Origin of the sequence: Halovibrio sp. HP20-59 (genome assembly GCF_033052795.2) — a bacterium.
Lineage (GTDB): Bacteria > Pseudomonadota > Gammaproteobacteria > Pseudomonadales > Halomonadaceae > Vreelandella.
In genome coordinates, this window is record NZ_JAWJUW020000023.1 from 1 (window position 1) to 12,148 (window position 12,148).

Consider the following 12,148-nt stretch of genomic DNA (forward strand, 5'->3'; position numbering starts at 1 on the left):
CGGGAAAGGGGCTACTACTACGTTGATAAAACACCCGATATTCACCGCCTAACGGAAGAGGGGAAGTACTTTTTCCTCTCCCGCCCGCGTCGCTTCGGCAAAAGCCTGCTGCTGGATACGTTACGCTGCCTGTTTGAAGGCCGCGAAGCGCTGTTTGAGGGGCTGTATATCCACGATAAATGGGACTGGCAACCCCAGCACCCGGTGATTCGGATTAGTTTTGCCGATGGCCATTTGACCAGCCGTGAACAGCTGGATAGCCATATCTGCTATCAAATCACTCAGCACCGTGAGCGCTTGAGTATTGTGAGCGAGAGGCCCGAGCTGATTGCCAATGACTTTTCGGATCTGATTCACCGTGCCCACCAAGTGTTTGGCCAGCGCGCGGTGGTGCTGATTGATGAATACGATAAGCCCATTCTAGATAATATATTGCTTCCAGAACGAGCACGGGAGTTGCGCGAAGGGTTAAAAAACCTTTACAGCGTGCTCAAAGACGCTGATCCGCACTTACACTTTGTGTTGTTAACGGGTGTTTCTAAGTTCAGCAAAGTGAGCCTGTTCTCGGGGTTGAATAACCTGAACGACATTACGTTGGATGCGCCTTACGCTTCCATCTGTGGCTATACTGATGAGGATATCGACAGCGTCTTCGCTCCTGAATTGCCGGGATTAGACCGTGCTCAAATCAAGCATTGGTATAACGGCTACCGTTGGGGTGGGCAGGAAGTGACCGCTGTATACAACCCTTTTGATGTACTACTACTGTTCCAAAAGCGCCAGTTTGGCCCCTATTGGTTTGAGAGTGCTACCCCTACATTTTTGGTAGAAATTCTAAAACAGCGTGGGGTATTTACGCCGTCACTAGATCAGTTGGAAACCGAGGCTGAGTTGCTGGGCCGTTTTGATGTGGACCACATTGGTACTGAGGGGCTGTTATTTCAAACGGGATATCTAACCGTTAAGCAGGTGGAAGAGCCCATGGTGGGGTATCGGCTTTATACCTTGGGTTTTCCTAACCAGGAAGTAGAAACCAGCTTAAACCAAGCGTTACTGCCGGTATTAGGTGTTGAGAACCCAGCGCGCGAGCGCAAAACGCTGTTTACTCACCTGCGCGCCCATGATTTAGCAGGTCTTGAGGTTCACCTTAAGGCGCTTTATGCCGGGCTGCCCCATGACTGGTACCGCAACAATCCTATTGCCCAGTATGAAGGGCATTATGCCAGTGTGTTTTATAGTCACTTCGCGGCCCTTGGGGTAAACGTGACGGTGGAAGACGCTAGCCATTTCGGCAAAGTGGATATGACAGTGGATTTCGCCGGGCACATTTATCTATTTGAGTTCAAAGTGGTGGAGCAGCTACCCGAAGGTAAGGCGCTGGAGCAGATTAAAACCAAAGGCTACGCTAGCAAGTACCGCGCCGCGGGCAAACCGATTCATTTGGTGGGCGTCGAGTTCTCCCGCCAGCAGCGCCAAATCGTGTCATTTGAGGTGGAGACACTGGTTGGCTAAGCTTGCGAGTTAAAAACGACTTGATTGCGGCCATTTTCTTTGGCTTGGTAAAGCCCTAAATCAGCCCGCTTTAGCGCGGGTTCAAGCGAGCTTTCATCAGGTAAAATAGCGGCAACACCTAACGAGGCCGTCAATCTTAGCTCTTTTACTGCATTGGCGTTGTGTGCTGGAATTCGGGTGTTTTCAATCGTGTCGCGTATCCGCTCGGCTACTTGTAGGGCTTGTTCGGTCGAGGTGTTGGGTAACAAAATAGCAAACTCTTCTCCACCCACCCGGCATAACAGGTCTTCTTGACGTAGCAGGCCAGCCACACGCTGTGTGAAGCGTTGCAGTACCTCATCGCCTACATCGTGACCATAATCGTCGTTGAAGCGTTTGAAGTGATCAATATCAATCGTAATCAAAGCGATGGGGAGATTTTGTCGCCGTGCGCGAGAAATCTCGATAGTGGCTTGTGTCTGTAAGTAGCGCCGATTGAAAACCCCGGTTAACGGGTCGGTCATCGCTTGAGCGCGTAACTTTTCTTCTAGCTGTTTGCGTTCAGTGAGATCAAAAACGGTGGCCCGGGAATGCACAAAGTGCCCATCGCGTTGATAGGCAGAGGCTTGAATCATCACGTCGCGACGTTCGCCGGTTCGAGTAAGCAGGCTGCATTCAGCGCTGCCTGGCTCACCGCGCTGCACGCATTCAAAGGCGTTTTCAAACTGTTCGCGAGTGTCGGCTGTTATGAAGTCTCGATAGTCTACCTGGCCAATAATTTCCTCGGCGGTATACCCTAGCCAAGCGAGTTCGGTACGGTTCATTTTGATCACGCGGCCCTGGCTATCCAGAGAGTGATAGCCACAGGGCGCATTTTCGTAGAGATCGCTTACCTCAGCAGCTCGACGCTGAGCCGCCCACCGTAATTGACGTTGGCGCCGACTGCTAAAGACCCAGAAAATCCCAAAGGCCACCGAGACGCTATAAATAAGCGCAAGAAACCAAATCACGGTGGTTTCTTCTTGAAGTAGGGTGCGCCATGAAGGTTTGGGGAGCGTCACTCCCAGCATCCAGGGATAGTCGGCGGGGTCGCTGGCAATCTTGCCTGCAAGACTGCGATAGCGTTGGGTACGTATGTCTTCCGTTTTAAACCGGAGTATGTGGTCGTCTACGGTAGTGCGGCCTTCATTTGCTTGCTGCATCGCCTGCCAATATTGGGGCGCAGAAGCGCTGAAGTTGCCGCCAAAGGGCAGCATGCCCATTTGTGAGGGCGAGTCGTTGAGCAGCCATCGGCCTTGGGCATTAACCAACAGTACATCGGCATCTTGGTCAAGCATCATGGCTTGGTGCAAGGCGTTGGTGAGATAGTCCCAGTTGAGGCTTAGCATAACAACGCCAAGGCGGTCGCCTTTGGCGTTAAAAATCGGGGTGGAAACGTTAACCACCGGGATTATATTTTGGCCGAGCAGCTCATACTGCAAGTTACGGCCCGGCGGGGAAATATAAAGGTCGCGAGGCTGCAGCTGAACCGCTTCTTTGAAGTAATCGGTATTGGCGTGCTGGTTGCCGACCACACGCGGCCCTGTTGCTACGCTGTTGGGAGCCCGCAGTATTTCGTGCCCGTTGTTATCAATCAACACCAGCTTGCTATAGCGAGGATGGTGGCTGATAAGCGTGTTTAGGAAAGCCGACAGCTGAGACAAATCGCTAAGCGAATACGGCGTCACGCTGCTCGGTTGAGATAGGAAATGCTGTAACGTGGGCATTTCAGAGGTGGCCAGTGCGTAATTAAGGCTATCATTGATATCGCGGACCAGCGCTTCTTGACCAACTTTTAGTAATGCATCTGCCTCTGTATGCAGGCTGTCATGGCGTATTTCCATGTGGATATGCAGGATAGGCACCAGTATCGACGACACCAATGCCAGCGGTATACTGATGGCTAAAAATAGCTGTGCGTAAAGGCGTCGTATCGGCAACAGAAGGGTTCCTGCGATGGTTCATTATTCAAGAATTTTTTACTGCGCATCAGGTTGTCCGCTTTATCAATGCGACGCTGGACGCTGATAGTACGCTTCAAACGGTTCAGCGTGAATGCCCCATTGGCGCGCGTTAGCGGGTACGAAGAATAATTACGCGGCCCGGCAGTGAGGTTAACGTCGTCTTGCTGGCTTATAGTCAGCAGGGATTGACATCTGCTGGCAAGCGCGCTTTGTGCGTGATAGACTATGCCATCCTTTCAGACAAGACCCGTGAATGGGCAGCTTTATTTAACTGCCTGTTGTACGTTTTGGTAGGCTAAACGGCCTGCTAAATCAACTGGTTGATAGACTGGTTGTTATAGAAGTGTCATGTTGCGGAATTGTCGTGCTGCGATGGCGCAGTCGACGAACATATGTTTAATTTCGTTGCCGTTTTATCGGTAACCTTTATTCTCTAAGGAGATACCCTGTGGCGAACAGCAAGCAAGCTCGCAAGCGCGCCCGCCAGGCCGAGAACCGTCGCGTCCTGAAATCCAGCCAGCGTAGCATGGTCCGCACCTACATCAAGCGTGTAGTGAAAGCGATCGGCACCGGCGACCACGCCAAGGCAATGGAAGAGTTCAAGGCCATGCAGCCGGTCGTTGACCGCATTGCAGACAAAGACGTGCTGTCTAAGAAGAAAGCAGCTCGCCTGAAGAGCCGCTTGAACAAGCGTATTAAGGCACTGGCGGCGTAAGCCGGCAGGCGCCCTAAAAAACCGGCTGCGGCCGGTTTTTTTGTGTCTGAATGATTTTCTGGATAGTTTTTCTAGAGGATTTTTCTGAAAGGTTCTTCTAGACGGTTCTTCTAGACAGCTCTTTTAGAAAGGTTTTCGGGAAGGTTGTTCTGGATGGTTTTTTCTGGATAGCTTATGACGGCGAGTAAAACACCCAATACTGCCCCCGACACCCGTATTGCCCGTAGCGGGCTGATGCGTTCTGGCCTCGTGGTCAGTGCTATGACCATGCTTTCGCGGGTGATGGGGTTGGCGCGCGATGTGGTGGTGGCCACCTTTTTGGGGGCAGGTAACGGCGCCGATGCGTTTTTTGTAGCGTTTAAAATTCCCAATTTTCTACGCCGCCTGTTTGCCGAAGGGGCTTTTAATCAGGCCTTTGTGCCGGTGCTTTCTGAGTACTCCAACCAGCGTAGCCGGGAGGAAATTCGCGAGCTGTTGAATGCGACCGCCGGCAGCTTAACCGCAGTACTGGCGCTGATCACCGCCTTAGCAATGCTCTGCGCGCCGTGGTTGGTGTGGTTGTTTGCGCCTGGTTTTGGGCGGGACCCTGAAAAGCTGGCGCTGACCGCCGAGATGCTGCGCTTAACCTTTCCCTATTTGCTGCTGATTTCGCTCACCGCGTTTTCTGGTAGCGTGCTGAATACTTGGAACCGTTTTGCAGTCCCTGCCTTTACCCCGGTGCTGCTTAACCTTTCGCTGATTGGCGCGGCGCTGTTGTTAATGCCGCTGATGGAAGAGCCTGCCATGGCGCTGGCCTGGGGTGTGCTAATCGCCGGGGCCGCCCAGCTGGTCTTTCAAGTGCCGTTTTTATTACGCTTGGGGCTGATGCCTACGCCCTGGCCAAACTTCGCCCACGAGGGCGTGCGGCGGATACTAAAGCTCATGGGCCCGGCGATTTTCGGGGTGTCGGTATCGCAAATTAATCTATTGCTGGATACCGTTTTGGCCTCGTTGCTGGCGGCGGGCAGCGTGTCGTGGCTTTATTACTCAGACCGTTTGGTGGAGCTGCCGCTGGGCGTGTTTGGCGTGGCGATTGGTACGGTGATTCTACCGGCGCTGTCTAAGCGTCATGCTGACCAATCCAAAGAGCACTTTGCGGCGATGCTCGATTGGGCCATTCGAATTGTATTGCTGTTAGGCTTACCCGCGGCACTCGCGCTTGCGGTACTTGCCGAGCCGCTATTAATCACGCTGTTCCATTACGGCGCGATGACCGACACCGATATCCAAATGGCGGCGATGAGCCTGCGGGCTTATGCCTTTGGCTTGGTGGCCTTTATGCTGATTAAAGTATTGGCGCCGGGGTTTTTCGCCCGCCAAGACACTAAAACCCCGGTTAAGGTGGGCATTGTCGCCATGGTGGCCAATATGGTGCTTAACCTGCTGCTGATTTGGCCGCTGGCTCATGCCGGTTTAGCGCTAGCGACGGCGCTCTCGGCGTTCTTAAACGCTGGCCTGCTGGGCTACTTGCTGCATAAGCAGAAAGTGCTGGTCTTTCAGCCGGGTTGGAAGCGCTATTCGGTGCAGCTACTCGGTGGCAGTGGCTTAATGTGTGCGGCACTTTTCTTTGTCGCGCCCGACTGGCAAGTCTGGCTCACCTTTGGTCTTTGGCAGCGGGTAAGCTGGGTCACCGGACTAGTGGTGTTAGGCGGTTCGCTTTACTTTGCGTGGCTGGCAGCCCTGGGTTTGCGCTTCCGTCATTTTAAAATGCAATCGTAGCCCTGACCCTAGCGGGCGGGTTCGTTATAATCAGGGGCTTTATCGTCCTCCCAACGGCTGAGGTGCCATGCGCGTCATTCGAGGTCTGCACAACTTGAAAGCGGCTCATCGTGGCTGCGTTGCCACCATCGGCAACTTCGATGGGGTGCACCGTGGCCATCAAGCCATTTTACAGCAGTGCCGTGAACATGCGTCGCGCTGGAGTGTGCCGTTAACCGTGGTGGTGTTTGAGCCTCAGCCGCGCGAGTTTTTCGCTGGTGACCAAGCGCCGCCGCGGTTAACCCGGCTGCGCGAAAAGGTGAGGCTTCTGCGCGATTTTGGTGCTGAACAAGTGTTATGCCTGCCGTTTAACGATTCATTGCGTAGCCTCACCGGGCGTGAATTTATCGACCAGGTGTTGATTGAAGGGCTTGGCGTTAAGCATCTGGTTGTGGGCGACGATTTCCGCTTTGGCTGTGACCGACGCGGTGATTTTGCGCTGCTGGCGGAAGTCGGGCGCGAACAAGGGTTTGGCGTTGAGCACACCCGCACCTTTACTGTGGACGACGAGCGGGTGTCCAGTTCGCGGGTGCGTACGTTGCTTGCCAGTGGTAATTTTTCCGCTGCCTCGCGCTTGCTGGGGCGCCCTTATTTGTTGCACGGCCGCGTGGTGCGCGACCAGCAGCTGGGGCGCACCATCGGCGTGCCGACGGCTAACTTGCCATTGATGCCTCAGTCACTAACGCTGCGCGGAGTGTTCGCGGTGGTGGCTGAACTTGAAAATGGCGAGCGTCACCCGGCAGTGGCGAATGTTGGTTTTCGCCCTACGGTGGGTGCAAAGCGGCCAACACTAGAAGTCCACCTGCTGGACTTTAAGGGCGACCTTTATGGTCAGCGGATGACGGTATACCCCTGTACACGCTTGCGGGGTGAGGTCAAGTTTGACGACCTTGAGGCGCTGAAAACGCAAATTGAACATGACCAAGCCCGTGCTCGCCGGTATTTTACGGCGGCGTTGGCTGATAAAGGCCGTGCTGGACAAGACAATGCTGAGCAATACGAGGCGGAGCATGCCGACTCTCTTCCGCTAGCCTCTGCCCCGCTTGGGCGTGAGGTCATGTCTTCAAATGCGGTGTCTTCAAAGACGATTCCTTCTGATTCTTCTTCGGCGGATGATGCCGCCGATGCTAACAACGGCTGACCAGACCATGGATTACAAGCACACGCTGAATTTGCCTGAAACTGATTTTCCCATGCGCGGCATGCTGCCGAAGCAAGAGCCGGGGCGCGTTTCAAAATGGCAGGATATGAACATTTACCAGCGCCTGCGGGAAGCGCGCGCGGGCGCGCCGCTGTTTGTGCTGCACGATGGCCCTCCCTACGCCAACGGCAGTATTCATATTGGTCACGCCGTTAATAAAATTCTTAAAGATATTATCGTTAAATCGAAGAACCTCGCCGGCTTTGATGCGCCTTACGTGCCGGGCTGGGACTGCCATGGCTTGCCTATTGAGCACAAAGTAGAAACCACTCACGGCAAGCACCTGGCGCCGGCACACGCCCGCGAGCTTTGCCGTGAATACGCAGGCGCGCAGATCGAAACCCAGCTGGCCGATTTTGTGCGTTTGGGCATTATTGGCGATTGGGACCACCCTTACCGCAGCATGGACTTCGCCAACGAAGCGGGCGAGATTCGTGCCTTGGCCGAAATGGTCGACGCAGGCTACGTGTTTAAAGGCTTGAAGCCGGTCAACTGGTGTTTCGATTGCGGTTCGGCGCTGGCAGAGGCGGAAGTCGAGTACGCCGATAAAAAGTCTGATGCCATTGACGTCGCCTTCCCGGTGGAAGACGCCGATAAACTGGCCGCGGCCTTTGGCCTAAGCGAGCTTGCTAAGCCTGCTGCTGTGGTTATTTGGACCACCACGCCGTGGACCATTCCCGCTAACCAGGCGCTCAACGTTCACCCCGAATTTACCTATGCGCTGGTCGATACCGGTGAGCGTTTGTTGCTGCTGGCTGAAGAGCTGGTCGAAAGCTGCCTTGAACGCTATGAGCTAACCGGTGAGGTAATCGCCACTGCAAAAGGCGAAGCGCTGGATTTAATCAACTTCCGTCACCCGTTCTATGATCGCTTATCGCCGGTCTATCTAGCCGATTACGTCGAGTCTGAGGTGGGCAGTACCGGTATTGTGCACTCGTCGCCTTCCTACGGCGTGGACGATTTCAACACCTGCCGGGCCTACGGCATGAGCTTTGACGACATGCTCAATCCGGTACGGGGCAATGGCGTTTATGCCGACGACCTGCCAATTTTCGGTGGTCAGATGATCTGGAAGGCCAACCCGCAGATCGTCGACAAGCTGCGTGAGGTCAGCGCGCTGATGGCCCACACGCCGATCACGCACAGCTACATGCACTGCTGGCGGCATAAAACGCCAGTGATCTACCGTGCCACGGCGCAGTGGTTTGTGGGCATGGATATCCAAGGTGACGACGGCAAAACCCTGCGCGAGCGTGCTTTGGAAGGTATCCAGGCGACAGCGTTTACCCCCGCGTGGGGCCAAGCGCGCCTGCATAGCATGATCGCCAACCGCCCGGACTGGTGTATTTCACGCCAGCGCAACTGGGGCGTGCCGATCCCGTTCTTTTTACACAAGCAAACCGGCGAGCTGCACCCACGCACCGTTGGGCTGATGGAAGAAGCCGCCAAGCGTGTTGAGCAGGAAGGCATTGAGGCCTGGTTCAAGCTTGAACCAGCGGAGCTATTGGGCGCGGAAGCGGCGGATTACGATAAAGTCACCGATACGCTGGATGTCTGGTTTGATTCCGGCACTACACACCGCCACGTGCTGCGCGGCTCGCACCCCCACGGCCACGAAAGCGGCCCACGAGCTGACCTCTACCTGGAAGGTTCTGACCAGCACCGCGGCTGGTTCCACTCGTCGCTGCTCACTGGTTCAGCGATTGATGGCCATCCGCCTTATCGTCAGCTGCTGACTCATGGTTTCACCGTTGACTCTCAGGGCCGCAAGCAATCCAAGTCGCTGGGCAATGTGGTCGCGCCCCAGGAAGTGATGGATAAGCTGGGCGGCGATATTCTACGTTTGTGGGTTGCCTCCACCGATTATTCCGGTGAAATGGCGGTCTCTGACGAGATTTTGAAGCGCACCTCCGATGTGTATCGGCGGATTCGTAACACCGCCCGCTTCCTGCTATCGAACCTTAACGGCTTCGATCCGGAACGCAATAAGGTTGCCTTTGGCGATATGCTGGCGCTGGATCAGTGGGTGGTGGATCGTGCGCACCAACTTCAAGCGCGGATTGAAACCGCCTATGAAGAGTACCGCTTTCTGGATGTTTATCAGCAGGTGCACGGCTTCTGCGCCCGCGAATTGGGTGGCTTCTATTTAGATGTCATCAAAGACCGCCAATACACCACGCAAACCGATTCGCTGGCGCGTCGCAGTGCGCAAACCGCGCTGTATCACGTGGTGGAAGCGTTGAGCCGCTGGGTCGCGCCGATTCTCTCCTTCACCGCCGAGGAAATTCACGAGAATATCCCCGGTAAGCGGGGCGACAGCGTGCTGCTAGAGACTTACTACCCCGAGCTGGGTAGCCTGAAAGACGACGCCGACATGGGCCGGGCTTTTTGGGAGCAGGTGCTGGAGGTCAAGCACTCGGTCAACAAGTGCCTGGAAGACGCCCGCAACGCCAAAGTCATCAAAGGCAGCCTGGCCGCCGAGGTAACGCTGTACGTGAGCGATGACCTGCAGGCGACACTGGCCAAGCTGGGCGATGAGCTGCGCTTTGTGATGCTAACCAGCGAAGTCACGCTCAAGCCTCTTTCTGATGCACAAGCAGGCGCTGCCGAAGCCACTGAGCTAGACAGCTTGAAAGTGGCGGTGAAAGCCAGCGACAACACCAAGTGCGAGCGCTGCTGGCACCATCGCCCTGACGTCGGAACGCATGCTTCTCATCCCGATCTATGCGGCCGCTGTATCAGCAACCTCCCCGATGGCAGCGGTGAGATTCGCTACTATGCCTAACGATAAAAGCATGTCTAACGATACAAGCGCGCGGCCGACCATGCAGCGGCCGCTGCGCTGGCTGTGGCTAGCGGTGGCGGTGATTGTGCTAGATTTAGCCACTAAATACATAGCCAGTAGCCAGTTGGGTTATGCCCAGCCGGTGGAAGTGCTGCCGTTCTTTAATTTGACCTTGCTGCATAATACCGGCGCGGCGTTCAGCTTTTTGGCCACCCACCCCGGCTGGCAGCGCTGGTTCTTCGCCATTATTGCGATTGGCGCGACTGTCGGCTTAACCATTTGGCTCACCCGCATCAAGCACGATGAAAAATTACTGGCGATAGCGCTACCGCTTATTATCGGCGGAGCGCTGGGGAATCTTTACGACCGCCTGGTGCATGGCTATGTGGTCGACTTTCTCTCCTTCCACGTCGCCGGGTGGTATTACCCGGCGTTTAACGTGGCGGACATTGCGATTACCCTAGGGGCAGTTGCGTTAATTTGGGAATCTATTATGGGTGAGCGGCGGCGTAAAAAAGCGCACAACGCTTCGCATTAACTGACTATTGAGAGCTGTGATGAGCGACTACCTAATCGATGACGGCATGGAAGTGACGCTGCACTTCACCTTAAAGCTTGAAGATGGCACCTTGGTGGACTCCACCAAAGACAAAGCCCCGGCTACGTTTGAAATGGGCGACGGCAACCTGCCCCCCGGCTTTGAACATCCGATGAAAGGCATGGCTGCGGGCCAGGCGGCAACGTTTCAGATAACCCCTGAACATGCCTTCGGCCAGCACAACCCGCAAAATATTCAGACCCTGAAACGGGCAGATTTTGGCGATGAACCCCCGGAAATTGGTATGGTGATGTCATTTGCCGATAAAGCGGGAACGGAACTGCCTGGTGTGGTCAAAACCATCGACGGTGATCGTATTGAGGTAGACTTCAATCACCCGCTATCAGGCCGTACACTGACGTTTGAAGTCGAGGTGTTGGAGGTCAAGCCGGTGACTACCCATTAAGCTCAGCCCATCACCTGGCGGCAGTCGAATTCACTAAAGCAGATGCTATATCGCATCAAGGCGCTCCTATGAATTTACCCAATACGCAGTCAACAAGCACCCAGCCATCAAGGCCATCACAGCCCATTCAGATCAAACTGGCTAATCCGCGCGGCTTTTGCGCCGGTGTTGATCGCGCTATCGACATCGTCAACCGCGCCCTGGATGTGTTTGGTGCACCCATTTATGTGCGCCATGAGGTTGTCCATAACCGCTTTGTGGTCGAAACGCTGCGCGCCCGTGGGGCTGTGTTCGTCGAAGAACTCGATGAAGTGCCGGACGACGTCATTGTCATTTTCTCTGCCCACGGTGTTTCCCAGGCGGTGCAAGCCGATGCTGAGCGGCGTGGCTTGAAAGTGTTTGACGCCACCTGCCCACTGGTAACCAAAGTGCACCTGGAAGTGTTGCGCTATGCCAAGCGTGGCCAGGAATGTATCTTGATTGGCCATGAAGGCCATCCGGAAGTCGAAGGCACCATGGGGCGTTACGATACCTCCCAGGGTGGGCGTATCTACTTGGTTGAAGACGAGGAAGATGTCGCTAAGTTGGAAGTGAGTGACCCTTCTAAGCTTGCGTTTGTGACCCAAACCACGCTGTCGATGGATGACACTGCCAAGGTGATTGATGCGCTGCGCGATAAGTTCGCTGAGATTCAGGGGCCGCGCAATGACGATATTTGCTACGCCACGCAAAACCGCCAGGATGCCGTACGCGAGCTAGCCGCCCAGAGCGATTTACTGCTGGTAGTGGGTAGCCCCAATAGCTCAAATTCCAATCGCTTACGGGAGCTCTCGGAGCGTATGGGTACACCTGCCTATTTGATCGATAACGCCGAGCAGATCGACCCAAAGTGGCTTGAGAATGTGTCACATATCGGCGTGACGGCAGGCGCCAGCGCGCCTGAAGTATTGGTGAAAGGGGTGATTGCGAAGCTGCAAAGCATGGGCGCAGCGCTACCCGAAGAGCTACAAGGCCGCGAAGAAACCATCACTTTCTCTATGCCCAAAGAGCTGCGTGAAAAGGTGATTGCCAGCAGTTAAGCAATCAGCAGCTGATGCAATGCGTATGCGTTTGCGACATACTGAAACGGTATGAGCCAACTAATACAGGAGC

At 54.9% G+C, this 12,148-nt stretch carries 9 protein-coding genes; 8 read left to right on the plus strand and 1 reads right to left on the minus strand.

Annotated features, from left to right (window positions below; all coding sequences use genetic code 11):
- A partial coding sequence (locus RZA33_RS17635; RefSeq protein WP_317509016.1) for an ATP-binding protein occupies nucleotides 1-1,512 on the plus strand: 1,512 nt, incomplete at its 5' end.
- Here RZA33_RS17635 and RZA33_RS17640 read toward each other — a convergent pair.
- Nucleotides 1,509-3,470: a diguanylate cyclase gene (locus tag RZA33_RS17640; protein WP_317509017.1), complete on the minus strand. Its 1,962-nt coding sequence runs from the start codon at nucleotides 3,468-3,470 to the stop codon at nucleotides 1,509-1,511. The two genes, RZA33_RS17635 and RZA33_RS17640, sit on opposite strands and share 4 nt — an antisense overlap.
- 472 nt (nucleotides 3,471-3,942) lie before the next feature.
- Between RZA33_RS17640 and rpsT the strand changes: the two genes are divergently transcribed.
- The 7 genes from rpsT (at nucleotide 3,943) to ispH (ending at nucleotide 12,075) form a co-directional block, all read left to right on the plus strand.
- Nucleotides 3,943-4,209: a 30S ribosomal protein S20 gene (gene rpsT, locus RZA33_RS17645; protein WP_022521977.1), complete on the plus strand. Its 267-nt coding sequence runs from the start codon at nucleotides 3,943-3,945 to the stop codon at nucleotides 4,207-4,209.
- Nucleotides 4,210-4,383: 174 nt separating this feature from the next.
- Nucleotides 4,384-5,967: a murein biosynthesis integral membrane protein MurJ gene (gene murJ / locus RZA33_RS17650; protein WP_317509019.1), complete on the plus strand. Its 1,584-nt coding sequence runs from the start codon at nucleotides 4,384-4,386 to the stop codon at nucleotides 5,965-5,967.
- Between the two features lie 67 nt (nucleotides 5,968-6,034).
- On the plus strand, nucleotides 6,035-7,147 hold the full coding sequence (ribF, locus tag RZA33_RS17655) for a bifunctional riboflavin kinase/FAD synthetase (protein WP_317509020.1): 1,113 nt from the start codon (nucleotides 6,035-6,037) through the stop codon (nucleotides 7,145-7,147).
- Nucleotides 7,131-9,992 (plus strand): isoleucine--tRNA ligase, encoded by a 2,862-nt coding sequence (gene ileS, locus RZA33_RS17660; protein WP_317509021.1) that lies wholly within the window; start codon nucleotides 7,131-7,133, stop codon nucleotides 9,990-9,992. Before ribF ends, ileS begins: the two co-directional genes overlap by 17 nt.
- On the plus strand, nucleotides 9,985-10,530 hold the full coding sequence (lspA, locus tag RZA33_RS17665; RefSeq protein WP_317509022.1) for a signal peptidase II: 546 nt from the start codon (nucleotides 9,985-9,987) through the stop codon (nucleotides 10,528-10,530). Before ileS ends, lspA begins: the two co-directional genes overlap by 8 nt.
- A 19-nt stretch (nucleotides 10,531-10,549) precedes the next feature.
- Nucleotides 10,550-10,996 carry an FKBP-type peptidyl-prolyl cis-trans isomerase gene (gene fkpB, locus RZA33_RS17670; RefSeq protein ID WP_317509023.1) on the plus strand — a complete coding sequence of 149 codons (447 nt, stop codon included), beginning with the start codon at nucleotides 10,550-10,552 and terminating at the stop codon, nucleotides 10,994-10,996.
- A 68-nt stretch (nucleotides 10,997-11,064) separates the two neighbouring features.
- Nucleotides 11,065-12,075 (plus strand): 4-hydroxy-3-methylbut-2-enyl diphosphate reductase, encoded by a 1,011-nt coding sequence (ispH, locus tag RZA33_RS17675; RefSeq protein ID WP_317509024.1) that lies wholly within the window; start codon nucleotides 11,065-11,067, stop codon nucleotides 12,073-12,075.
- Nucleotides 12,076-12,148: the final 73 nt, after the last annotated feature.